Origin of the sequence: Citrobacter sp. RHBSTW-00017 (assembly GCF_013797615.1) — a bacterium.
Lineage (GTDB): Bacteria > Pseudomonadota > Gammaproteobacteria > Enterobacterales > Enterobacteriaceae > Citrobacter > Citrobacter braakii.
Window position 1 is genome coordinate 3,698,003 of sequence record NZ_CP056899.1, and the last position, 21,845, is coordinate 3,719,847.

The 21,845-nt window shown below is 51.9% G+C and carries 23 protein-coding genes, 1 other RNA gene and 1 other annotated feature; of the genes, 10 read left to right on the forward strand and 14 right to left on the reverse strand.

The features are described 5' to 3' along the window. Positions 1 to 5: 5 nt before the first annotated feature. The 5 genes from recR to HV037_RS18010 all read right to left on the reverse strand — a co-directional run bounded on the left by recR (position 6) and on the right by HV037_RS18010 (position 4,168). Complete coding sequence (gene recR / locus HV037_RS17990) at positions 6 to 611, reverse strand: recombination mediator RecR (RefSeq protein ID WP_016152082.1); 606 nt, start codon at positions 609 to 611, stop codon at positions 6 to 8. Beyond that, complete coding sequence (locus HV037_RS17995; protein ID WP_003021764.1) at positions 611 to 940, reverse strand: YbaB/EbfC family nucleoid-associated protein; 330 nt, start codon at positions 938 to 940, stop codon at positions 611 to 613. Before HV037_RS17995 ends, recR begins: the two co-directional genes overlap by 1 nt. A 58-nt stretch (positions 941 to 998) precedes the next feature. Next, positions 999 to 2,927 (reverse strand): DNA polymerase III subunit gamma/tau, encoded by a 1,929-nt coding sequence (gene dnaX / locus HV037_RS18000; RefSeq protein WP_019076181.1) that lies wholly within the window; start codon positions 2,925 to 2,927, stop codon positions 999 to 1,001. Further along, positions 1,602 to 1,666 (reverse strand) — a sequence feature (DnaX frameshifting element). Its footprint overlaps the gene before it by 65 nt. A 118-nt stretch (positions 2,928 to 3,045) precedes the next feature. Continuing rightward, positions 3,046 to 3,597, reverse strand: a complete 552-nt coding sequence (apt, locus tag HV037_RS18005; protein ID WP_006685676.1) for an adenine phosphoribosyltransferase — start codon at positions 3,595 to 3,597, stop codon at positions 3,046 to 3,048. A 193-nt stretch (positions 3,598 to 3,790) separates the two neighbouring features. Further along, positions 3,791 to 4,168 carry a DUF454 family protein gene (locus HV037_RS18010; protein ID WP_103284448.1) on the reverse strand — a complete coding sequence of 126 codons (378 nt, stop codon included), beginning with the start codon at positions 4,166 to 4,168 and terminating at the stop codon, positions 3,791 to 3,793. Positions 4,169 to 4,237: 69 nt separating this feature from the next. Here HV037_RS18010 and priC point away from each other — a divergent pair, with 69 nt between their 5' ends. Together priC and rsmS are read left to right on the forward strand one after the other, a co-directional pair. Beyond that, on the forward strand, positions 4,238 to 4,765 hold the full coding sequence (gene priC / locus HV037_RS18015) for a primosomal replication protein N'' (RefSeq protein WP_103283557.1): 528 nt from the start codon (positions 4,238 to 4,240) through the stop codon (positions 4,763 to 4,765). 14 nt (positions 4,766 to 4,779) lie between these two features. After that, positions 4,780 to 4,941: a pleiotropic regulatory protein RsmS gene (gene rsmS / locus HV037_RS18020; protein WP_016155875.1), complete on the forward strand. Its 162-nt coding sequence runs from the start codon at positions 4,780 to 4,782 to the stop codon at positions 4,939 to 4,941. A 74-nt stretch (positions 4,942 to 5,015) separates the two neighbouring features. Here the strand turns inward: rsmS and mscK are convergent, their stop codons facing one another. Continuing rightward, on the reverse strand, positions 5,016 to 8,381 hold the full coding sequence (gene mscK, locus HV037_RS18025; protein ID WP_103283556.1) for a mechanosensitive channel MscK: 3,366 nt from the start codon (positions 8,379 to 8,381) through the stop codon (positions 5,016 to 5,018). Positions 8,382 to 8,508: 127 nt separating this feature from the next. Continuing rightward, positions 8,509 to 9,159, reverse strand: a complete 651-nt coding sequence (gene acrR, locus HV037_RS18030) for a multidrug efflux transporter transcriptional repressor AcrR (protein WP_016152075.1) — start codon at positions 9,157 to 9,159, stop codon at positions 8,509 to 8,511. A 141-nt stretch (positions 9,160 to 9,300) separates the two neighbouring features. On the opposite strand from acrR, the gene acrA reads away from it, so the two are divergent. The 6 genes from acrA to HV037_RS18060 all read left to right on the forward strand — a co-directional run bounded on the left by acrA (position 9,301) and on the right by HV037_RS18060 (position 16,093). Continuing rightward, positions 9,301 to 10,494: a multidrug efflux RND transporter periplasmic adaptor subunit AcrA gene (gene acrA, locus HV037_RS18035; protein ID WP_016152074.1), complete on the forward strand. Its 1,194-nt coding sequence runs from the start codon at positions 9,301 to 9,303 to the stop codon at positions 10,492 to 10,494. A gap of 22 nt (positions 10,495 to 10,516) precedes the next feature. Continuing rightward, positions 10,517 to 13,666: an efflux RND transporter permease AcrB gene (gene acrB / locus HV037_RS18040; protein WP_016152073.1), complete on the forward strand. Its 3,150-nt coding sequence runs from the start codon at positions 10,517 to 10,519 to the stop codon at positions 13,664 to 13,666. Positions 13,667 to 14,153: 487 nt separating this feature from the next. Next, a complete protein-coding gene (tomB, locus tag HV037_RS18045) occupies positions 14,154 to 14,528 on the forward strand; it encodes an Hha toxicity modulator TomB (protein WP_181500127.1) in 375 nt (124 codons plus the stop codon). 27 nt (positions 14,529 to 14,555) lie between these two features. Next, the gene (locus HV037_RS18050; RefSeq protein WP_002892050.1) at positions 14,556 to 14,774 is read left to right on the forward strand and encodes an HHA domain-containing protein; all 219 of its coding nucleotides are present in this window, start codon (positions 14,556 to 14,558) and stop codon (positions 14,772 to 14,774) included. Between the two features lie 180 nt (positions 14,775 to 14,954). Beyond that, positions 14,955 to 15,506, forward strand: a complete 552-nt coding sequence (gene maa, locus HV037_RS18055; protein WP_103283555.1) for a maltose O-acetyltransferase — start codon at positions 14,955 to 14,957, stop codon at positions 15,504 to 15,506. A gap of 116 nt (positions 15,507 to 15,622) precedes the next feature. Further along, entirely contained in the window at positions 15,623 to 16,093 is a 471-nt protein-coding gene (locus HV037_RS18060) for a YlaC family protein (protein WP_016152071.1), read from the forward strand. A gap of 77 nt (positions 16,094 to 16,170) precedes the next feature. Here HV037_RS18060 and ykgO read toward each other — a convergent pair whose 3' ends face one another. Beyond that, entirely contained in the window at positions 16,171 to 16,311 is a 141-nt protein-coding gene (gene ykgO, locus HV037_RS18065) for a type B 50S ribosomal protein L36 (RefSeq protein WP_005125190.1), read from the reverse strand. 1 nt (position 16,312) lies between these two features. Then, complete coding sequence (locus HV037_RS18070) at positions 16,313 to 16,573, reverse strand: type B 50S ribosomal protein L31 (protein ID WP_016152070.1); 261 nt, start codon at positions 16,571 to 16,573, stop codon at positions 16,313 to 16,315. Positions 16,574 to 16,761: 188 nt separating this feature from the next. Here HV037_RS18070 and HV037_RS18075 point away from each other — a divergent pair, with 188 nt between their 5' ends. Next, positions 16,762 to 18,315, forward strand: a complete 1,554-nt coding sequence (locus tag HV037_RS18075; protein WP_047416867.1) for an EAL domain-containing protein — start codon at positions 16,762 to 16,764, stop codon at positions 18,313 to 18,315. 51 nt (positions 18,316 to 18,366) lie between these two features. On the opposite strand, the gene HV037_RS18080 is transcribed toward HV037_RS18075, so the two are convergent. Together HV037_RS18080 and HV037_RS18085 are read right to left on the reverse strand one after the other, a co-directional pair. Then, positions 18,367 to 18,720, reverse strand: coding sequence for a DUF1428 family protein (locus HV037_RS18080; protein WP_003831033.1), 354 nt, complete (start codon positions 18,718 to 18,720; stop codon positions 18,367 to 18,369). Positions 18,721 to 18,784: 64 nt separating this feature from the next. Beyond that, positions 18,785 to 19,414: a hypothetical protein gene (locus HV037_RS18085; protein WP_103283554.1), complete on the reverse strand. Its 630-nt coding sequence runs from the start codon at positions 19,412 to 19,414 to the stop codon at positions 18,785 to 18,787. 87 nt (positions 19,415 to 19,501) lie between these two features. On the opposite strand from HV037_RS18085, the gene HV037_RS18090 reads away from it, so the two are divergent. After that, positions 19,502 to 20,929: a PLP-dependent aminotransferase family protein gene (locus tag HV037_RS18090; RefSeq protein WP_029139437.1), complete on the forward strand. Its 1,428-nt coding sequence runs from the start codon at positions 19,502 to 19,504 to the stop codon at positions 20,927 to 20,929. 59 nt (positions 20,930 to 20,988) lie between these two features. Here HV037_RS18090 and HV037_RS18095 read toward each other — a convergent pair whose 3' ends face one another. The 3 genes from HV037_RS18095 to ffs all read right to left on the reverse strand — a co-directional run bounded on the left by HV037_RS18095 (position 20,989) and on the right by ffs (position 21,749). Further along, the gene (locus HV037_RS18095) at positions 20,989 to 21,207 is read right to left on the reverse strand and encodes a hypothetical protein (RefSeq protein ID WP_016152066.1); all 219 of its coding nucleotides are present in this window, start codon (positions 21,205 to 21,207) and stop codon (positions 20,989 to 20,991) included. Continuing rightward, positions 21,204 to 21,455 carry a hypothetical protein gene (locus HV037_RS18100; protein ID WP_016152065.1) on the reverse strand — a complete coding sequence of 84 codons (252 nt, stop codon included), beginning with the start codon at positions 21,453 to 21,455 and terminating at the stop codon, positions 21,204 to 21,206. The genes HV037_RS18095 and HV037_RS18100 overlap by 4 nt, the downstream gene beginning before the upstream one ends. A gap of 197 nt (positions 21,456 to 21,652) precedes the next feature. After that, positions 21,653 to 21,749, reverse strand: an RNA gene (gene ffs / locus HV037_RS18105) — signal recognition particle sRNA small type. Positions 21,750 to 21,845: the final 96 nt, after the last annotated feature.

Consider the following 21,845-nt stretch of genomic DNA (forward strand, 5'->3'; position numbering starts at 1 on the left):
TTTGTTCAGAATTTAATCTTGTGTCGTCCTGCCAGAGAGTGCGACAGCGTGGTGCCATCGACCATTTCCAGCTCGCCACCAACCGGAACGCCATGGGCGATACGGCTGGCCTCAACGTCATATTGCATGCAAAGCTCAGCAATATAGTTGGCGGTCGCCTCTCCTTCGACCGTGGGATTGGTCGCCAGGATCAGTTCGCTGATTTGCTCAGATGCCAGCCGCTGCTCGAGACGATCCAGCCCGATATCATCAGGACCAATACCGTCCAGCGGCGACAGGTGTCCCATCAGCACGAAGTAACGTCCGGAAAATTGCCCGGTTTGCTCAATGGCGTAGATGTCCGCCGGACTCTCCACCACGCAAATCTGACCGTTTTCCTGGCGACGCGGGTTCGAGCAGATGTTGCAGACGTCCTGTTCTGTGAATGTGCGGCAATCGGCACAGTGGCCGATTTCCGACATCGCCTTCGTTAACGCCTGCGCCAGACGCATCCCGCCGCTGCGATCGCGCTGAAGCAGCGTGAACGCCATGCGCTGCGCAGACTTCGGGCCAACGCCCGGCAGACAGCGCAGCGCTTCCATAAGCTGAGTTAACAGCGGGCTGGTTTGCATCAGAACGGCATCTTAAAGCCAGGCGGCAGCTGCATTCCGGAGGAAACAGAGGCCATCTTCTCTTTCTGCGTCTCTTCAATACGGCGCGCGGCGTCGTTGAATGCCGCAGCAACCAAGTCTTCCAGCATCTCTTTGTCGTCTTCCAGCAGGCTTGGATCGATCTCCACACGACGGCAGTTATGCGCGCCGTTGATGGTTACTTTTACCAGACCAGCGCCAGATTCGCCGGTCACTTCCAGCTTGGCGACTTCTTCCTGCATCTGCTGCATTTTTTCTTGCATCTGCTGGGCCTGTTTCATCAGGTTACCCAGACCGCCTTTACCAAACATAGGCTTCTCTCTCAATCACGTTAAGGGATGACGACCGTCAAACCGTAATGGCTGACGATCAAATGGGGCGAATACTCTCTTCGTCCAGGTCCGCATCGAAAAAACGACGCAGCGTCTGAATGTTATTATCCGCAATAATCGACTCACGCGCCTGCGCGAGTTTCTCTTCATAAATGGCCTGACGCCACTCCAGCGGCGTGCGCACCGCTGGATTATCATCTTCAACGATGGTCAATTCAACCGTTGACCCCGTTAAGGAACTCAATGCTTCGGCCAGTTTTTGCTGCGCGCCGCTGGAGTTAAGGTGTCGCTGCGTGGAACGCAGGTGCAGGCAAACCACGTTGCCATTCTCTTCTTTCCAGGCATTAAGCGCCACCTGCTCCACCAGTTTAGGCAGCGAGAGCTGGCTTACCTGTGCAGCCCACGGGTCGCGTTCGATGGCCTCAGCCGCCAGCTTTGCCGCCAGTTCTGGCGTTTTTTCATGCTCAAGCGCTTTTTTCAGCGCTTTCGGCGTAGCGACGACCTCTTTGACTTCTGCAACAGGATTGGTCGCTTTCCAGCGATACGCTTCTTTCTTCGCTGGCGCTTTTTCCAGCGCAGAGACCGCTGGACGCGCCTGAACACGTTCCGACACCGAAGCCAGTCTTTCCAGCGCAGCATTATTCACCGGCCGCGCGCGGGAAGCGGCTGCCGGTTCACTCTTTTTTGGTTTGGTTGCTCCCTGAGCGCGTTGCAGCTGGCTGCGTGCCGCCAGCACCTGGCTGGTAGCATCGGAGAGCGGTACATTCTGTTGCTGTTGCGCTGCCGCAGGCTGCTGCGGCACCTGCGTCGGGTTCATCACCGCAGTGGGGGCGACCGGGGCAAAAGACTGTCGCGGGGCTTCAGGTTCCGGGAGCGGCATGCGCGGATGAAAAGCCAGCGCACGTAGCAGCGTCATTTCAACGCCCATTCGCCTGTCCGGCGCATACGGCAGTTCTTTGCGCCCGATTAACAGGGTCTGGTAGTAAAGCTGCACATCGGTTGGCGGGACGATTCGCGCCAGTTCGCGCATACGCTGTTCAATGGCGGCCATATCGCTGCCGAGCGCGGCAGGTGAAAGCTGAACCATGGCAATACGATGCAGCAGAGCCGACATCTCAACCAGTAGCGCTTCCCATTCAATACCGCGCGCGGCGGCATCGTTCACCAGCGTCATAACGCGTTCGCCGTCCGCAGCCACAACCGCTTCAACCAGCGAAAGCGCCTGGTCGTCGTCCAGCGTACCAAGCATGGTGCTGACCGCGTCGGTCGAGACCTGACCATCGCCGCTGGCGATCGCTTGATCGGTCAGGCTCAGCGCATCGCGCAGGCTGCCGTCCGCGGCGCGAGCCAGCAGTTGCAACGCACGTGGCTCATGGGCGATATGCTCTTCTTTGAGGATATGCTCAAGCTGATGGCGAATCTGTTCGACATCCAACGCTTTAAGATGGAATTGCAGACAGCGCGACAGGATAGTCACCGGCAGCTTCTGCGGATCGGTGGTCGCCAGCAGGAACTTAACGTGTGCGGGCGGCTCTTCGAGCGTTTTCAGCAAGGCGTTAAAACTGTGGCGCGACAGCATGTGCACTTCGTCAATCAAATAGACCTTAAAGCGACCGCGCGCTGGCGCGTACTGGACGTTATCCAGCAGGTCACGGGTGTCTTCGACTTTGGTGCGTGAGGCGGCGTCGATTTCAATCAGATCGACAAAGCGCCCCTGCTCGATTTCACGGCAGTTATCACACACGCCGCACGGCGTAGCGGTGATGCCGGTTTCACAGTTTAATCCCTTCGCCAGCAAACGGGCGATTGACGTTTTCCCGACGCCACGGGTGCCGGAAAACAAATAAGCATGATGAATACGCCCTAACGACAAGCCGTTCGCCAGTGCCGTCAGCACATGTTCCTGGCCGACGACGTCAGCAAAGGTTTGTGGGCGCCATTTTCGGGCTAAGACCTGATAACTCATTGGCAGGCTCTGAAAGGCTGGAGGGTGGATTCACAGGGAGATAATGCTAACACAACCTCGCAGCGACGGCGAGGTTGTGTGTCTCGGTATTAATCTGCCGAGATAAGATAGCCCGAAATTAGTGGCCCGGGAATGGAACCAGGCTATAACAGGTCAGTCCCTGCTTTTCCAGACGCTGCTCGCCACCCAGATCAAACAGGTTAATGATAAATGCAGCATCGGTCACTTCGCCACCCAGACGGCGGATCAGTTTCACGGTCGCTTCAATCGTGCCGCCGGTTGCCAACAGGTCGTCCACAACCAGGACTTTATCACCAGGTTTGATGGCATCAACGTGGATTTCCAGTTGATCGGTGCCGTATTCCAGCTCATAGCTCTCAGCAATAACTTCACGCGGAAGCTTACGGGGTTTACGTACCGGAACAAAACCAACGCCCAGACCCAACGCTACCGGCGCGCCAAACAGGAAGCCACGCGCTTCGGTACCAACCACTTTAGTGATACCCGCATTTTTGTAGCGTTCAACCAGCAATTCAATACTGAGGGCGTAGGCTTTCGGGTCTTCCAGTAAACTGGTGACATCACGAAAAAGAATGCCCGGTTTTGGGTAATCGTGGATGCTTTTGATGCTATTTTTGAGAAACTCAAGCTGCTGTGCAGTCGCGGTCATAAGTTTGTGCCTGATTAATACAGTATTACTTCACGGCGCACTATACACTTCATCCTCGACGTATCTTGAATGATTTTGTGTCTGTATAAGAGCCAAGGTTATATTTGCTTAACCTTTGACCACCTGCGCCTGTGCTCGAAAACGGTCGAATTTACTGGCTGTGAGAGACAATTGCAACAGCGTTTATTGCGCTTTACTGCTTTTGTTGTTTTTCATCAATCACCGGGATCCGCCACATAAAAATCAGTAAACAGGCGAGAATAACCAGCAGCAGGCCGCGTACCCACATCATATTGACCAGCCACAGTGAAATACTAAACGTTACCAGGATCAACAAAATAGCGCGCGGCTTTGCTCCCGGCGGCATCGCGCGGTGTTTTTGCCAGTGGCGCAGATACCCGCCGAACCACGAACGGTACAGCAACCAGTCGTGAAAACGCGGCGACGAGCGAGCAAAACACCAGGCGGCCAGCAAGATAAACGGCGTTGTCGGCAACAGAGGCAATACAACGCCCAGCGTTCCTGACACTACCGCTATCCAGCCTATGATGATTAGAATAATGCGTTGCATAATATGAATACTTAACACAGAGAATCGCTACTTTATCATAACAGTTCTCATTTTCATCGGAGTGTTGTCGTGAAAACCGTCATGCTGCTTCAGACGCTCGAAAACCAGCTTAACCGCTTGCGGCAGCGTTGTGCCCCACTGGCACACCATGCCACGCTTAGCGCCCGCTTTGACAGGCATCTGTTTCACACCCGCAGCACGTTGCTACAGGCCTGTCTGGATGAAGCTGATGATAATCTCACTGCTCTACGTCGCGCAGTTGAACAGCAACAACTACCACAAATTACCTGGCTTACGGAACACCTTGCCTCACAGTTAGAGGCGATTTCACGTGAAACCGCCAGTTGGTCGCTCCGGGAGTGGGACTGCGCCTCTCCTGGTCTGGCGCGCTGGCAGCGTAAGCGAGTTCAACACCAGGAGTTTGAGCGCCGCCTGGTTGAAATGACGCGTGAACGTAAAGAACGCCTGGCACAGGTTACAGGCTTTGAAGAACAGCAAAAACTGCATCGCGAAGTAGAGGCATTCGAAGCACGACTGGCACGCTGTCGTCATGCACTGGCAAGAATAGATAACATGCTGGCGCGTTTAACCCGCTAATCCCCGGAGAATTTATGTCATTAGAGAACGCCCCAGATGAAGTCAAACTGGCCGTCGATTTGATTGTCCTGCTTGAAGAGAATCAGATGGAGCCTGAAACAGTTCTGAAAGCACTGGAGATTGTGAAGCAGGATTACGAGAAGAAACTACTCTCTTTATCTAAAAAAGAGCTGTAACTGAAAACCTGATGGCTTTGCACTTATCAGGCCTACGAATGAATCGAAGCTCGCAGGCCTGATGATTATTTCTGTTAACCTACCGAAGGCGTCGGATCGTCACCTTTAATGATGTCACGTTTAACCTCGGTCACGGTGTCACCTTTCGCGTTATGCAGGTGAACTTCGAGCTGGTTAAAGGCGATATCAATGTCATTTTCACGACACAAACGATCGACCGCCCGGTTAAGTTCATCAACCGTGTGGCTACGATCGCGCAATTCACGCACGTATAAACGCAGCTCATGATCCAGCGTGCTGGCGCCGAAGGCGGTAAAGAACACTGCAGGCTCCGGATCGTGCATCACTTTCGGGTGTTCTGTCGCCGCCTGCAACAGCACCTTCTTCACTTTGTCCAGATCCGAACCATAGGCCACGCCAATGCGGATCACCAGACGCGTGGTGGTATCGGAGAGCGACCAGTTGATCAAACGCTCCGTCACGAATGCTTTGTTCGGGATGATCACCTCTTTACGATCGAAGTCAGTAATAGTAGTGGCACGGATACGGATCTTGCTGACCGTTCCGGAGAACGTACCGATGGTCACGGTATCGCCGATGCGTACCGGGCGTTCAAACAGAATAATCAGACCGGAAACAAAGTTACCGAAAATTTCCTGCAAGCCGAAACCAAGACCAACCGAGAGAGCAGCGGCCAGCCACTGTAGCTTATCCCACGAAACGCCGAGCGATCCGAAGACCGTCATCGCACCAATGGCGATGATGGCGTAATTCAGGATCGTGGTGATCGCATAAGAAGCCCCCTGGCGCATCTTCAGTCGCGAGAGCACCAGCACTTCCAGCAGGCCGGGTAAGTTGCGGATCAGCGCCCACGCGACCATTGACGCAATAATCGCAAACAACAGGCTGCCCATGGTGACGTCTTTCACCACTGCCGCACCCGCTTCGGTGCCGTTGTAATGCCAGAGCGTTATGCTGTCGAGATAGCTGAACACGGTGATCAAATCAGACCAAATGGCCCAGAACAGAACACCAAACAGGGCAACCATCACCAGCATGGTTATACGCAGCGTTTGCTGGTTAACCTGTTCCAGCGCAATAGTCGGTTCTTCCTGCGGCTCTGCGCCTTCGGCCCCTTCTTTCACCAGGTTCTGACGACGCGCTAACGCACGACGCCAGGCGATACGGCGTGCCGCTACGCTCAACCCTCGCAGCACCGTCTGGTACAGCAGATTCCAGAGGATAACCAGATAGACCGTTTCAATCCAGCGGCCCGCCAGGCGCAGCGTGGTGTAGAAATACCCTGTCGCCGTCAGCACCATTAATGCAATCGGAATAATAGACAGCACGGTAATAGTGACCAGACGCAGACCATGCGACTCTTTGTCACGCCAGCTTTCGCGGCACATTGGCCATACCAGGAAGGCGATCAGCAGCAGGTTGAGGAAAATGACCACCTGGCCAAGCACATCGTCCATCAAATTAAGCGGCGACAGCTCAGCAATGACCGACCAGAAGTTAAGCGGCAACAGCGCAAGGCTAATACGCACAATCTGGCGACGCCAGTGGCTGGTCTGCTTCGCTGGCATGCCAAAATGACGTATCGCCACGCCATCTTTTTCCAGCACCTTCCAGCACAGACCAAACACCAGCCAGAAGATGGTCATCTTCTTACTGAACGCCCACAGCAGGTCGCTAATATTCAGTTGCATAGTCAGCAGAATCAGACCCACCGCGAGGATAATCAGACACGCCGGCAAGGCTCTGATGAGATCGATCAGAATCGCTTTTGGCGTATTAAGCTGACTGTCATTGCGCAGGTTCCCCACCGCGGCGGCTAATTTTGCCTGATAATCCTTCAGCCACTTCAAACGCCAACGGATTAACCCGGCGATAAGCAGCAGCGGCAGCCCTGCCAGGAACGCAATAAACACGGCGGGCCAGGCTTTTTCCCAGTTCACCGTGATTTTCATCGACTTAAACTGGTCTTTTAGGGTTTGCGGGAAGGCTTTGATCCAGTCCCAGTCCATCGGACGGTTACTGTTAACCCAGAAGATTTGCTGCGTGAGGATCTCTTTCAGGTTTTTCGACACGCTCATTAACTGCTGCTGGTTGATTTGCAGATTAATCGCCATCATCAACTGGTTGCCCAGCTGCTTATTTAGCTGATCCAACAGTTCACGACGCATATCCACGACCTGCAGCAGGGCATCATGGACTTCAGGGTTAACGTCGTTGCTGTGTCCTTCTTCCAGTTTGGCGACAAACGCATCATTCTGGAACAACGTATCGCGCTGCTGGTTAACTTCGAACTGCTCCAGACGCAAATCGGCGATCCGGTTGGTCATATCGGCAAGCTCATCCGCCGACGGCAGCGTTTGTTGTTGCTGATATAAAATGCGCGACAGCAGCAGACTGCCTTTCAGGACGGCGATCTGCTCTTTAATGTTGCGTTCGGATTGCATCGCGCGGTCAAGCCAGTTTTTGACCTTGATATTTTGCTGCATCAGGCTGTTGCCGTTTTCAGTCGCGGCAATCAGGCGCTGGCTGAGCTGATGGTTAACATCAAGTTCCTGCTTCACTAACGGATTGGACTGAATACGCTCGGCTTCGTCCGGCGTTACCGCTTCCTGTGCCGTCTTTTCGGTTAACGTCAGTCGTTTGCTGTTCACCGCCTCTTGCAGGAGCTGGAGCTGGTGTTCAAGGCGGTTACTGTGCGCCGTCACATAATCGCGTTGTTTTTGCAGGGTATCCTGCAAAACGGTATTCCCTTCGAGGCTCTTACGCTGCTGGTCGATCTGCGCGTTCAGCAACGCTTGCTGCGCCTGCAGCAGCACCTGCTGGCTGGGGCGTAAAGCCGCCTCTCCCACAGTGGTGCCATCGAGTCGATTGCGGATTTGCTGCATCTGTTGCGACGCGGTGTACATCGCATTTTGTACGCGCTCTGGCTGTGTCTGCAGCGATACCAGTTGGCTGTTGTAAGCGGCCAGATCGTTTTGCGAGCTTTGCAGATCATCCAGGACCTGCGACACGCGCGACTCAAGCTGTCGTAAGGAGAGCGTACTCAGCGTTTTTCGCGTTTCATCGTCATTATCGACATCGCTAAGCGAATTTAGCGCATCCGTCGCCTGACGCATTTTCTCCGGCGCCTGGGCAACTTTTTGCCGAAGCTGTACGGTTTCATCCTTCACACGATCGATTTTATCCAGCGTGGCAATGGTATCGATGAGATCCTGTTGAACCAGCTTATCCTGTGCGGAGAGATCTTTTTGTTTATTCAGCGTGTCTAACTGGCTCTGAATATCCGCTTTCGTCGGCAGTTCACCACTCTGTTGCGCCCGCGCAAATGCAGATGACTGGCAGGATAGCAATAGAATGAAGAAAAGAATGGTAATAGCAATAAGATGCTGTGAACGTTTATAGAGCTGCAACATAGTCATGAGAATGAAGGTTTCTGAACCGGAAAAGTGACCGAAAATAGTCAAACGGCAAGAATATCACGGCTGTGACCGGCAGAATAGCAGGAGGCAAAATGACCAGGAGAATTCCTGGTACAGACCCAGAGAGTTAACAGGTTTCCGCTACGTTAACCCGCAAGGTTGGGCAGAGAAGACACATCTCAAGCAGCACGGCGACGTATTCCCGAGCCTCTTTTTTCAGATCAAAAGATTCAGGGGCAAATAACCAGTTCTCGATAATTCCGGTAACATAACTACGCAGCAGCACCGCCACGCGACGCGTGTTCAGATTTTCCGGCAGCATGTTGGCGTTCATGCAGTGCCGCAATGTTTGTTCGATACGGTCGTAATTTTCAATACACAGACTGCGTTGAGCTAGCTGAACTGAGGCCATTTCCCCGACAAATTCGCATTTGTGGAATATAATTTCCAACAATAAACGTCGGCGTTCTTCTGTCACGGTAGCTTCAAGAACGTAAATTAAAATTTCTCTTAATACTGATAGTGGATCGTCGGGGAATTTTGCCTGATACTCAGTCTCTAACTCATCAATGTTAGGTTTTGCTAGCTCCCAGATTTCACTGAATAAATCCGATTTGTTTTTGAAATGCCAATAGATCGCGCCGCGCGTGACACCAGCGGCTGCTGCGATCTCCGCAAGCGAGGTGGATGATACCCCTTGTTGCGAAAACAAACGCAGAGCGACATCGAGAATGTGCTGTCGAGTTTCCTGTGCTTGTTGTTTGGTTTTTCGTGCCATAGGTCAGTGAATTTACAGGCGTTAGATTTACATACATTTGTGAATGTATGTACCATAGCACGACGATAATATAAACGCAGCAATGGGTTTATGGGCTTTCAGCCATTGATCAATTTGAAATCGGACACTCGAGGTTTACATATGAACAAAAACAGAGGGTTAACGCCTCTGGCAGTCGTTCTGATGCTCTCAGGCAGCTTAGCGCTAACAGGATGTGACGACAAACAGGCCCAACAAGGGGGCCAGCAGATGCCAGAGGTTGGAGTTGTTACGCTCAAAACTGAACCTCTACAGATAACAACCGAACTCCCGGGTCGCACCAGTGCGTATCGCATTGCAGAAGTTCGCCCTCAGGTTAGCGGTATTATCCTGAAGCGTAATTTCACGGAAGGTGGTGACATCGAAGCGGGTGTATCTCTCTATCAGATTGATCCTGCTACTTACCAGGCCGCTTATGAAAGCGCAAAAGGCGATCTGGCAAAAGCGCAAGCCGCAGCAAATATCGCTCAACTGACGGTCAAACGTTATCAGAAACTGTTGGGTACTAAGTACATCAGTCAACAGGATTACGATAGTGCACTGGCAGACGCACAGCAGGCGAACGCCTCCGTTGTCGCCGCGAAAGCCGCGGTAGAAACTGCACGCATCAATCTGGCTTATACCAAAGTAACGTCGCCGATCAGCGGCCGCATTGGTAAATCATCCGTTACTGAAGGCGCTCTGGTGCAAAACGGTCAGGCAACCGCACTGGCAACCGTTCAGCAGTTGGATCCCATCTATGTGGACGTGACGCAGTCAAGCAACGATTTCCTGCGCCTGAAACAAGAGTTGGCCAACGGCACTCTGAAGCAAGAAAACGGTAAAGCGAAAGTCGAACTGGTGACCAATGACGGCATTAAATTCCCGCAGTCCGGTACGCTGGAATTTTCTGATGTCACGGTAGATCAAACCACCGGGTCGATTACGTTACGCGCAATCTTCCCTAACCCGGATCACACCTTACTGCCGGGTATGTTCGTCCGTGCTCGTCTGGAAGAAGGGACTAACCCAACTGCATTACTGGTTCCACAGCAAGGCGTTACCCGCACACCGCGTGGCGATGCCAGTGCATTGGTTATCGGTGCAGACAACAAAGTTGAAACCCGTCAAATTGTCGCCGCACAAGCGATTGGCGACAAATGGTTAGTCACTGATGGACTTAAACCGGGCGACCGCGTGATTGTCACTGGGCTGCAAAAAGTACGTCCTGGCGCGCAGGTAAAAGCGCAGGAAATCACCGCTGATAACAACCAGCAAGCTGCAAGCGGTAGCCAGCCTGAACAGTCCAAGTCTTAACTTAAACAGGAGCCGTTAAGACATGCCTAATTTCTTTATCGATCGCCCAATATTTGCGTGGGTGATCGCCATTATCATCATGTTGGCAGGGGGGCTCGCGATCCTCAAATTGCCGGTAGCGCAATATCCGACTATTGCACCGCCAGCAGTGACGATCTCCGCGACCTACCCTGGCGCTGATGCCAAAACAGTACAGGATACTGTTACGCAGGTTATCGAACAGAATATGAACGGTATCGATAACCTGATGTACATGTCCTCAAACAGTGACTCCACGGGTACCGTGCAGATCACGCTTACCTTTCAGTCTGGTACTGATGCGGATATCGCGCAGGTACAGGTGCAGAACAAACTGCAGCTGGCAATGCCGCTTCTACCGCAGGAAGTACAACAACAGGGTGTGAGCGTTGAGAAATCATCCAGTAGCTTCCTGATGGTTGTCGGCGTAATCAACACCAACGGCACCATGACGCAGGAGGATATTTCCGACTACGTGGGCGCCAACATGAAGGACGCCATCAGCCGTACTTCAGGTGTGGGTGATGTTCAGCTGTTCGGTTCCCAGTACGCGATGCGCATCTGGATGGATCCGAACAAACTGAATAACTTCCAGCTGACGCCGGTTGATGTGATCAGCGCCATCAAAGCGCAGAACGCCCAGGTTGCAGCCGGTCAGTTAGGCGGTACGCCGCCGGTGAAAGGCCAGCAGCTTAACGCTTCGATCATCGCGCAAACCCGTCTAACCTCCGCCGATGAGTTCAGCAAAATTCTGCTGAAAGTGAATCAGGACGGTTCCCAGGTGCGCCTGCGTGACGTAGCGAAAGTCGAACTGGGTGGTGAGAACTACGACATCATTGCGAAGTTCAACGGTAAACCGGCATCCGGTCTGGGTATCAAGCTGGCGACAGGCGCTAACGCCCTGGACACCGCAAACGCTATCCGCGATGAACTGAAGAAGATGGAACCGTTCTTCCCGTCAGGTCTGAAGATCGTTTACCCGTATGACACCACGCCGTTCGTGAAAATCTCTATTCACGAAGTAGTGAAAACGCTGGCGGAAGCCATCATCCTCGTGTTCCTGGTAATGTATCTGTTCCTGCAGAACTTCCGCGCGACGCTGATTCCGACTATCGCCGTGCCGGTGGTGCTATTGGGTACGTTTGCCGTCCTTGCGATTTTCGGCTTCTCGATAAACACGCTGACGATGTTCGGGATGGTGCTCGCCATCGGCCTGTTGGTGGATGACGCCATCGTTGTGGTCGAGAACGTTGAACGTGTAATGGCTGAGGAAGGGCTACCACCGAAGGAAGCAACGCGTAAATCGATGGGCCAGATTCAGGGCGCACTGGTTGGTATCGCTATGGTGCTGTCAGCGGTATTTATTCCGATGGCCTTCTTCGGGGGATCTACCGGTGCAATTTACCGTCAGTTCTCCATCACCATTGTTTCGGCGATGGCGTTATCAGTCCTGGTGGCATTGATTCTGACCCCTGCCCTGTGTGCGACCATGCTCAAACCGGTTGCTAAAGGCGATCACGGAGAAGGCAAAAAAGGTTTCTTCGGCTGGTTTAACCGCATGTTCGATAAGAGCACGCACCATTACACCGACAGCGTGGGCGGAATTCTGCGCAGCACCGGTCGTTATCTGGCGCTGTATCTGATCATCGTCGTGGGTATGGCCTATCTGTTCGTTCGTCTGCCAAGCTCGTTCCTGCCGGATGAAGACCAGGGGGTATTCCTGTCAATGGCTCAGCTGCCAGCGGGTGCAACGCAAGAGCGTACCCAGAAGGTGCTGGACGAAATGACGGATTACTATCTGACCAAAGAAAAAGCGAACGTTGAATCGGTGTTTGCCGTTAACGGCTTCGGTTTTGCAGGACGTGGTCAGAACACCGGTATCGCATTCGTGTCTCTGAAAGACTGGAGTGAACGTCCAGGCGAGGAGAACAAGGTTGAGGCAATTACTCAACGTGCGATGGGCGCATTCTCGCAGATTAAAGACGCGATGGTCTTTGCTTTTAACCTGCCAGCGATTGTGGAGTTAGGGACCGCGACCGGTTTCGACTTCCAGCTGATTGACCAGGCAGGTTTAGGTCATGAGAAGCTAACCCAGGCGCGTAACCAGCTGTTTGGTGAAGTTGCGAAACATCCTGATCTGTTAGTCGGCGTACGTCCTAACGGTCTGGAAGATACGCCGCAGTTCAAGATCGATATCGATCAGGAAAAAGCGCAGGCTCTGGGTGTATCCATTAGTGATATTAATACAACGCTGGGTGCAGCATGGGGCGGAAGCTACGTAAATGACTTCATCGACCGTGGTCGTGTGAAGAAAGTTTACATCATGTCTGAAGCGAAATACCGTATGTTGCCGGAAGATATTGGAAACTGGTATGTCCGCGGTAGCGATGGACAGATGGTACCGTTCTCCGCCTTCTCTACCTCACGTTGGGAATATGGTTCACCGCGTCTGGAACGCTATAACGGTCTGCCTTCCATGGAAATCTTAGGCCAGGCCGCACCGGGTAAAAGTACCGGTGAAGCCATGGCAATGATGGAGGAACTGGCCAGCAAACTGCCATCCGGTATCGGCTATGACTGGACCGGTATGTCCTACCAGGAACGACTGTCCGGCAACCAGGCCCCTGCTCTGTATGCCATTTCACTGATTGTCGTATTCCTGTGTCTGGCGGCATTGTACGAGAGCTGGTCAATTCCGTTCTCCGTCATGCTGGTGGTACCGTTAGGTGTTATCGGTGCATTGCTGGCAGCAACGTTCCGCGGCCTGACCAACGACGTTTACTTCCAGGTAGGCCTGCTCACAACCATTGGGTTGTCGGCGAAGAACGCGATACTTATCGTCGAATTCGCCAAAGACTTGATGGATAAAGAGGGTAAAGGTCTGATAGAGGCGACGCTGGATGCGGTCCGCATGCGTTTACGTCCGATCCTGATGACATCGCTGGCCTTTATTCTGGGCGTAATGCCGCTGGTTATCAGCTCCGGCGCAGGCTCCGGCGCGCAGAACGCCGTTGGTACTGGCGTAATGGGCGGGATGGTGACGGCAACCGTGTTGGCTATCTTCTTTGTTCCGGTGTTCTTTGTGGTGGTACGCCGCCGCTTTAGCCGCAAAAGTGAAGATCTTGAGCATAGCCACTCAGTAGACCATCATTGATAGATCTCTAAAGATAAGGCCGCGCAAGCGGCCTTTTTTCTGGAAAAATCATAAAAATCACTTATTGCTATTTCGTTTATTTTCTCCAGGGTAAATAAGCGATATAATCCCTGTAGCCTTAAAGGCTATTCTTAAAAATCATTGAGAGTTCTTATTTACTTTAATAAATATTAAGATTATTCCTGGTAAGCGGTTCACATTGTCGATTGTTACCTTTCGTTGCTAAACCTAATCAAGATAACTCGATGATTGCCCGAAGAATAAAGAAATTGTCCGATTCCGAATAACCGCATTTATCTGTTAAAATGTAAAAATGACCTGACATCATAAGTTTGCATAATTGTAATTTTTCGTGATATGACGATGAAATCTTTTTTAGACTAGATTATAGTTAAATCATCAGGAGTCGCGGGCAAGTTCCAGGTAGTCTGTTGTATCCATCCCGAAGGTGTTCGGTTAGTTTAAGCCACGAAGAAGGGGATGCGTTATGGATGAATACTCACCCAAAAGACATGATATCGCGCAGCTTAAATTTCTCTGCGAAACCCTGTATCATGACTGTCTTGCAAACCTTGAACAAAGTAACCATGGCTGGGTTAATGACCCTACCTCTGCCACTAGCTTGCAGCTCAATGAACTGATAGAGCATATTGCAACCTTCGCACTTAATTATAAAATTAAGTACAATGAGGACAATAAGATGATCGCGCAGATAGATGAATACCTGGATGACACTTTTATGTTGTTCAGCAGTTATGGTATTAATACGCAGGATCTGCAGAAATGGCGGAAGTCAGGTAATCGACTGTTTCGCTGTTTTGTCAATGCCACCAGGGCTAATCCTGTTAGTTTGTCTTGTTAAAAATTATTACAATCATAGGTAAGATTTATGTCCGATAAACCATTAACTAAAACTGATTATTTGATGCGCCTGCGACGTTGTCAGACAATTGACACACTTGAGCGCGTTATTGAAAAAAATAAATATGAATTGTCCGACAACGAACTGGCTGTATTTTACTCAGCAGCAGATCACCGCCTTGCTGAATTGACTATGAATAAGCTCTACGACAAGATTCCAACTTCTGTTTGGAAATTCATTCGCTAATTGCTCACGGGTTAAGTCAGGTATAGCGGTACATTTGTCTGGCTGACCATTTTCGTATTTACAATGGTTATTTAAATCAAATCACGTGACTACGATCACAGCGAAGAAGTGGGAACGTTCCCCTTGTTTGCATTGCGTTTTACTGTGTTGAAATGACCTCCAGTACACAGGAAATTCGTAATGAGTAATGAAAAGCAAAAAATGATCGCCGGTGAACTTTATCGCCCGGCGGATGAAACATTGCGCCACGACCGACTACGCGCTCGTCAGTTGACCCATCGCTACAACCTCACCGCTCCCGATGAAAAAAATGCGCGACAAGCTATCCTGCATGAGCTGTTGGGCCAGAGCGAAGGGGCTTATATTGAACCCTCTTTTCGTTGTGATTACGGCTATAACATCTATCTCGGTAAAGAATTTTACGCCAACTTCGACTGCGTTATGCTCGACGTCTGCCCGATCCATATTGGCGACAACTGCATGTTAGCCCCAGGAGTCCATATTTATACAGCCACCCACCCGCTGGATGCCACCGAGCGAAACAGTGGCATGGAGCTCGGCAAACCCGTGACTATTGGCAACAACGTCTGGATAGGTGGACGCGCAGTGATAAACCCTGGCGTAACGTTGGGTGATAACGTGGTTGTGGCCTCAGGCGCGGTGGTCACGAAAAGCGTTCAGGCAAACTGCGTGGTTGGGGGCAATCCCGCCAGGATTATCAAAACGCTGTGATCTTAAATGTAACTGTTATGCTAAATTGTGGTTAATCTGTTACTTTCTTCACAAGGTATCCCCTTTTAAAATAGGGCGATCGCATCTGAATATCGCAGACACTACAAAGGCAAGAGATGACAGAAATACAGCGCCTGCTTACCGAAACCATCGACGACTTAAATATTCGCGAAAAGCGCGACAACAAACCGCGCTTTAGCATCAGCTTTATTCGCAAACATCCCGGCCTGTTCATCGGCATGTATGTTGCGTGGTTTGCCACGCTGGCGGTGATGCTGCAGTCAGAAACGTTAGTCGATTCAGTATGGCTGCTGGTGGTTCTGTTCGTCATACTCAACGCGTTTTTCTTTTTCGACGTTGCGCCGCGATACCGCTTTGAAGATATCGACGTACTGGATTTCAGAGTTTGCTATAACGGGGAATGGTATAACACGCGCTTTGTCCCCCCTTCACTCATCGATACCATCCTGCACTCACCTTCCGTCGATAGCGAACATAAAGCGCAGCTGCAAAAGATGATATCGCGTAAGGGTGAACTCTCGTTTTACGATGTCTTTACGCTAACCCGCCCCCAGACCAGCCAGTAACCACATCTCAACGCAGATAAAAAAGTGCGTCCCGATGAAGGAAACGCACTTTAATCCCTGAAATGTTGGTAAAGAAACTAACGTCTTTTTTTACGACCCTGAACAGCTTTAAAGCGCGGATTCGTTTTGCAGATTACGTACAAACGCCCTTTGCGTTTCACTATCTGGCAGTCAGGATGACGCTGTTTTGCACTACGAAGTGAATTGAGTACCTGCATCTTAACCTCGCTTAGTGCCAATAAAATGACCAAAACGTTTCTGGAAACGTGCTGCACTGCCTTCGTTATCAAAGGTTTTTTGTTTCCCGGTATAGTACGGATGCGATTTGGAAGAGATATCCAGGGTCACGTACGGGTACATTTTCCCCTCAAACTCAATCTCACGTTCCGTTTTAATGGTCGAGCCGACCTTAAAAAATTCATTGGCGCTGGTATCGTGAAACACCACAGTACGGTAAAAAGGATGAATATCCGGCTTCATGGCAACCTCAATTTGTTACGTTATAACATAACTATCAAAATACACCACTCTTGTATAAATCACAACCTGGTTTACGCGATTAAGAGTTAAACGGGATGATAAGTGGCTGTAAATATATGATGCCAATCGAATAGCTTTTTCGGCTTTCGGATATACTTTCCCTACGCTGTGTTAATAAGGATATCACTGTGATAACACGACATCTGATAAGCCTGGTGACTGGGGTGCTGTTTCTTTCCATCCTCGCGCCCGTAGGTTTAAGCCTGTGGCTGGCGCATCGTCAGGTCGAAACGAAATTTATCGATGAACTCGATATGTTCTCAACCCGAGTCGCATTACGTACGGAACGCGTAGGTGAACAGGCCAAAAAAGCGTTGCGCCATATTGAAGCTTTTCAGGGTGAACCTTGTAGTGAAGAGCATCTGCTTGAAATGCGTCGTTTGTCATATAGCTATCGCTATATTCAGGAAGTGCTGTACCTCAAAGATAACGTTCCACAATGCTCATCCCTGGAAAAAAGAAGCCGGGCAGCCGCGTTTCCTCCAGCAATGAAAATCACGCCCGATGGCTACCACGCATGGTTGACCATGCAAAACGATTTGGGCATCAAGCGTTTTATGGCGGCATTAGGTAGCAAGCATTACGTCGTGATGATCGATCCCGGTTCTTTTATTGATGTCATCCCGTTTGGCTCATGGCCGATTGAAGTCGCTATCATTGGTACCGCGCGTAACACGGTGGTAGCCAGTAGCACCGATCTGCCACCGGATGTTTTACAACATGTGCAACTAGAGCATTCGATTACCCATCTGCAGAAAGACGGCAGTATTTATAACGCCCGCCCCTTCCCCGAACTGGGCATTACGGTTGTAACCTGGGCATCCACTGTACCTTTGCAAAAGAGCTGGCACCGACAAGCGCTAATCTGGCTGCCGGCAGGGATCCTCCTCGGCTTACTCACCGCAGCCTTTATTCTGCGTATTTTGCGCCGTTTACAGTCCCCTCATCACCAGTTGCAGGACGCTATCCAGCATCGGGATATCAAGGTCTACTACCAACCGATTATCTCGCTCAAAACGGGGAAAGTGGTCGGGGCAGAAGCGCTGGCTCGCTGGCCACAGGCCGACGGGAGCTATCTGTCGCCTGAGATTTTCGTCGCACTGGCGCAAGAGACCGGGCTTTCAGAGCCGCTCACCCGTTTGATTATTGAAAGCGTATTTGACGATTTAGGAAAATGGTTGCGTCAATATCCCCACCAGCATATATCCATTAACCTTGAGTCAGCCGATCTGACCTCCGAAACGCTTCCTGCTCTGTTAAGCCAGAAGGTGAACCACTGGCAACTTAAGCCTGCGCAAATCGCGCTGGAGCTGACCGAACGTGAATTTGCCGACCCGAAAAACAGCGCGCCGTTTATTGCTAAATACCGACAGGCAGGCCATTCGATCTATATTGATGATTTTGGTACCGGCTATTCAAGTCTTAGCTATTTGCAGGATCTGGATGTGGATATCCTGAAGATCGACAAATCGTTCGTCGATGCGCTGGAGTACAACAACGTCACGCCACATATCATCGAGATCGCGAAAACGCTGAAGCTGGAGATGGTGGCAGAAGGTATTGAAACCGAGAATCAGGAAGCCTGGCTACGCCAGCACGGCGTGCAGTACGGTCAGGGCTGGCTCTACAGTAAAGCGCTGCCGAAAGCGGAATTTATTCTGTGGGCAGAAAAACGGCTTTAGCATAGCTGTTGATGGTGAGATGGCTGGCGGCACGCCGCACAGCCAGTCACATCACTCTTCCATAATGGGCGCAAATCCACCGTAGATCATTCGCTTGCCATCAAATGGCATAGATTCACCGAATTCCTTCATACGGGGATCGGACATCATCTTCTGATTCGCCGCATCGCGGACCTCTTTGGAAGGGTATTCAATCCAGCTGAATACCACTTCTTCATGATCCTGCGCTTTCACAGCCATGCGAAAATCGGTCAGTTTGCCGTCGGGGACATCATCTGCCCAGCACTCCACCACGCGCAATGCACCGAACTCCTTGAAAAGCGGAGCTGCTTTTGCCGCCATCGCAATGTACGCCTCCTTGTTTTCAGCGGGTACGGCAACCACAAAGCCATCAACATACTTCATGAGAAAAACCTCCGAAGTGTACTGCGCGGCAAGCCGATTCCGGCCGCGTCAGTCGAGGTTAAGTTTAGTCGCCAGCAGGCGATCGTGCCCCAGGCGCATTCCTGATGCGAATACGCGCCTGTGGCTGATGGCAAAACCATGGCAGGCAAATTTGAATCAGCGGCCCAATAGCCAGTGCATACAGCACCGTTCCAAACCCAACGGTTCCCCCCAGCAGCCAACCAATAAGCAACACGGACACTTCGATTGCGGTTCGAATTCGTCGTACTGGCCAACCGGTACGCGCGTGAATTCCAGTCATCAGACCGTCACGCGGGCCCGCGCCAAAACCGGCACCAATGTACAGAGCGGTTGCTAACGCATTCAGTATCACCGCTGACACCAGCAGCCCGCTGCGCGCCAGCAGGGATTCAAATCCCGGAATCACCAGCAGCGCGATATCTGCCGCCAGCCCAATCATAATCACGTTGCTCAACGTGCCAAACCCTGGGCGCTGGCGTAGCGGTATCCACGCCAGAAGCACCAACACACCCACGGCAATAATCACCACGCCGATATTCATCGACAGTAAATTTGCCACCCCCAGGTGAAACACGTTCCACGGATCGGCCCCTAAATCGGCACGGACAAACATCGCCGTCGACACACCGTACAGCGTCAGCCCAATAAACAGCTGAAGTAAACGACGCAGCATGTTCTTCCCCTCTTACTCTCAGATAACTTTCATCTTCACCGCAATTGGCACTATGATTAATGTCCAGTTTTCAAAAAGTGGACTGCTATGTCATCTCGCCGTTACGGAAGCCAGTCTTTGCAACGCCTGCTCGGACACTGGCAGGAAAGTCCCTCGCGAACGCCCATCTGGCGACAGTTGGCAGAAGCGTTACGTTTGCTGATCCTCGATGGACGACTGGCGCTGGATAGCCGCTTGCCCGGTGAGCGCGAGCTCGCTGCCGTTCTGCAAGTCAGCCGAACCACCGTCGCCAGCGCCATGGCACAACTGCGTGAGGAGGGATATCTGGAAAGCCGACATGGTAGCGGTTCACGGGTGATCCTGCCGGAACACATTCGCCATGTGCCTACGCGGACCAGCACTGGCACAGCGCTTGATTTGTCCACGGCAGCGCTGAGTGCCGGTCCTGAAATTCATCAGGCTTACCAGCAGGCACTGTTCGCAATGCCGCAGCATCTGCTGAGCTCCGGGTATCTACCGCAGGGACTGTCGGTTTTGCGTGAATCCATCGCCCGGCATTATTGCGAACGCGGTCTCCCGACGCAGCCCGACGAAATAATGGTCGTGAACGGCGCGGTTAGCGGTCTGGCGTTGATCCTGCGTTTACTCACCGGCCCCGGCGATCGCGTAGTGGTAGATCACCCCACTTATCCGCTGGCCATTGCAGCAATACAAGGGGCGTCATGTCGCCCCGTCGGCGTGTCGCTGCCCGAGCACGGTTGGGATACGGCGGGTCTGGTCGCCACCATCGCGCAAACTGCACCGAGAATGGCCTATCTGATGCCGGATTTTCACAACCCGACCGGGCGCTGTATGGACACCGCTACTCGCCAGGTCGTGGCGGATATTGCTGAAAGAACCCGCACGACGTTGGTGGTCGATGAGACCATGGTGAACCTGTGGTATGACGCCCCACCGCCACCGCCGCTTGCCGCATTCAATCGCGATGCCCCAATCATCCTGCTCGGTTCAGCAGGGAAAAGCTTTTGGGGCGGATTACGTCTGGGCTGGATTCGGGCGTCGGCGCGTACCATTGCCGCGCTGGTCCAAACCCGCGACACCTTCGATTTGGGCTCCCCGGTGCTTGAACAACTCGCCACCAGTTGGCTGCTGGATAACGCCGAGGACTTTCTTCCTGACAGAAGACGCCGACTCACATCACAGCGAGACCTGTGCTCGCGCCTGATGAACTCACATTTCCCGGAATGGCAGTTTACCCAGCCACAAGGAGGACTCTCTTTCTGGGTTGAACTGCCTGATACGCTGGCGACGCTCTTTGCCACGCGCGCCGAAAGTGCAGGCATTCAGTTGGGAACCGGTACGCGGTTCGGCCTTGATGGCGCATTCGACCGATTTTTGCGTATGCCCTTCACGTTGCCGGATGACACAGCTTGTGCCGCCTTCAGAGTGTTGCAACCCATTTGGGATAGCCTGCGCTTGCAGGCCAGCAGTGGGAAAATGCGTAAAATAATCTAAACGACGAGTTAAAGGACTCGCTCTTGAATGCCGTGATGGACGAGGAGGTCCAGGCAATACTACCGCTGAGGAGGAACCGGAAAACCCTTCAGGGAAATCACGAAATTCTCACCATCTTTCTTAATTTTTGCCCCAGCATCACACCAGTCGGAGGCAATACGGAAGAACTCATCGCTGCCGACATTCCAGCTCAGACGAACGTGTTTCACATAACCGGAGCGCAGCATTTCACAGGCTTCGCCATAATTACAGGCGGTTGAGAGCGATTGTTGTTTCATTTTTTCTTCTTCAGTAATCTTCGCAATGCTTTGATTTCTTTAGGAGTCAGTGCATCAACTACGGATTCTTCCGTATGCTGGCTATCGATATCCTCAGCGGAGACTCCCACCTCTTCAATGGCGGAAAACGCGATCAGTAGCAGTTTTTCCGTGGCGATACTCAAATTTTCATTATGCACTTCAGCATAATGGCGAAGCTTTTCTTTTAGCGCCTCATCAACTTTGACATTCAATACAGCGGTCGACATCGTAGAAAATCCTTGTGGTCAGCCACAACACACCGGATGTAAGACCATGTCATTACAGCGCAATGGCGGCGGCAAAAGCTCAAATAACATCCCCAAAACACAGTGACAGTATTTGATGACAATAAAATGACGATACGATGACAAAGAAAAGAAGATAAACAGAAGAGAAATTGCCGGACGGCAGAATTGGGTGGGGGCCCTGCCAGCTACATCCCGGCACACACGTCATCTGCCTTGGCTGCTTCCTTCCGGACCTGACCTGGTAAACAGAGTAGTGTTGCGGGAGAACCAACAGAGCCCCCATTGAGAGCGTTGTTAACCAACGCGCAGGCGCATTATCACTGCTGCACCCTGTAATTGCAACCCATCCAGCATCGGATGCTGTTTTCT

What these genes read in the sequence shown, in the direction of transcription:
- recR (WP_016152082.1), bottom strand. Translation starts at nt 611, where the DNA reads ATGCAAACCAGCCCGCTGTTAACTCAGCTTATGGAAGCGCTGCGCTGT.
- HV037_RS17995 (WP_003021764.1), bottom strand. Translation starts at nt 940, where the DNA reads ATGTTTGGTAAAGGCGGTCTGGGTAACCTGATGAAACAGGCCCAGCAG.
- dnaX (WP_019076181.1), bottom strand. Translation starts at nt 2,927, where the DNA reads ATGAGTTATCAGGTCTTAGCCCGAAAATGGCGCCCACAAACCTTTGCT.
- apt (WP_006685676.1), bottom strand. Translation starts at nt 3,597, where the DNA reads ATGACCGCGACTGCACAGCAGCTTGAGTTTCTCAAAAATAGCATCAAA.
- HV037_RS18010 (WP_103284448.1), bottom strand. Translation starts at nt 4,168, where the DNA reads ATGCAACGCATTATTCTAATCATCATAGGCTGGATAGCGGTAGTGTCA.
- rsmS (WP_016155875.1), top strand. Translation starts at nt 4,780, where the DNA reads ATGTCATTAGAGAACGCCCCAGATGAAGTCAAACTGGCCGTCGATTTG.
- mscK (WP_103283556.1), bottom strand. Translation starts at nt 8,381, where the DNA reads ATGACTATGTTGCAGCTCTATAAACGTTCACAGCATCTTATTGCTATT.
- acrR (WP_016152075.1), bottom strand. Translation starts at nt 9,159, where the DNA reads ATGGCACGAAAAACCAAACAACAAGCACAGGAAACTCGACAGCACATT.
- acrA (WP_016152074.1), top strand. Translation starts at nt 9,301, where the DNA reads ATGAACAAAAACAGAGGGTTAACGCCTCTGGCAGTCGTTCTGATGCTC.
- acrB (WP_016152073.1), top strand. Translation starts at nt 10,517, where the DNA reads ATGCCTAATTTCTTTATCGATCGCCCAATATTTGCGTGGGTGATCGCC.
- tomB (WP_181500127.1), top strand. Translation starts at nt 14,154, where the DNA reads ATGGATGAATACTCACCCAAAAGACATGATATCGCGCAGCTTAAATTT.
- HV037_RS18050 (WP_002892050.1), top strand. Translation starts at nt 14,556, where the DNA reads ATGTCCGATAAACCATTAACTAAAACTGATTATTTGATGCGCCTGCGA.
- maa (WP_103283555.1), top strand. Translation starts at nt 14,955, where the DNA reads ATGAGTAATGAAAAGCAAAAAATGATCGCCGGTGAACTTTATCGCCCG.
- HV037_RS18060 (WP_016152071.1), top strand. Translation starts at nt 15,623, where the DNA reads ATGACAGAAATACAGCGCCTGCTTACCGAAACCATCGACGACTTAAAT.
- ykgO (WP_005125190.1), bottom strand. Translation starts at nt 16,311, where the DNA reads ATGCAGGTACTCAATTCACTTCGTAGTGCAAAACAGCGTCATCCTGAC.
- HV037_RS18070 (WP_016152070.1), bottom strand. Translation starts at nt 16,573, where the DNA reads ATGAAGCCGGATATTCATCCTTTTTACCGTACTGTGGTGTTTCACGAT.
- HV037_RS18080 (WP_003831033.1), bottom strand. Translation starts at nt 18,720, where the DNA reads ATGAAGTATGTTGATGGCTTTGTGGTTGCCGTACCCGCTGAAAACAAG.
- HV037_RS18085 (WP_103283554.1), bottom strand. Translation starts at nt 19,414, where the DNA reads ATGCTGCGTCGTTTACTTCAGCTGTTTATTGGGCTGACGCTGTACGGT.
- HV037_RS18090 (WP_029139437.1), top strand. Translation starts at nt 19,502, where the DNA reads ATGTCATCTCGCCGTTACGGAAGCCAGTCTTTGCAACGCCTGCTCGGA.
- HV037_RS18095 (WP_016152066.1), bottom strand. Translation starts at nt 21,207, where the DNA reads ATGAAACAACAATCGCTCTCAACCGCCTGTAATTATGGCGAAGCCTGT.
- HV037_RS18100 (WP_016152065.1), bottom strand. Translation starts at nt 21,455, where the DNA reads ATGTCGACCGCTGTATTGAATGTCAAAGTTGATGAGGCGCTAAAAGAA.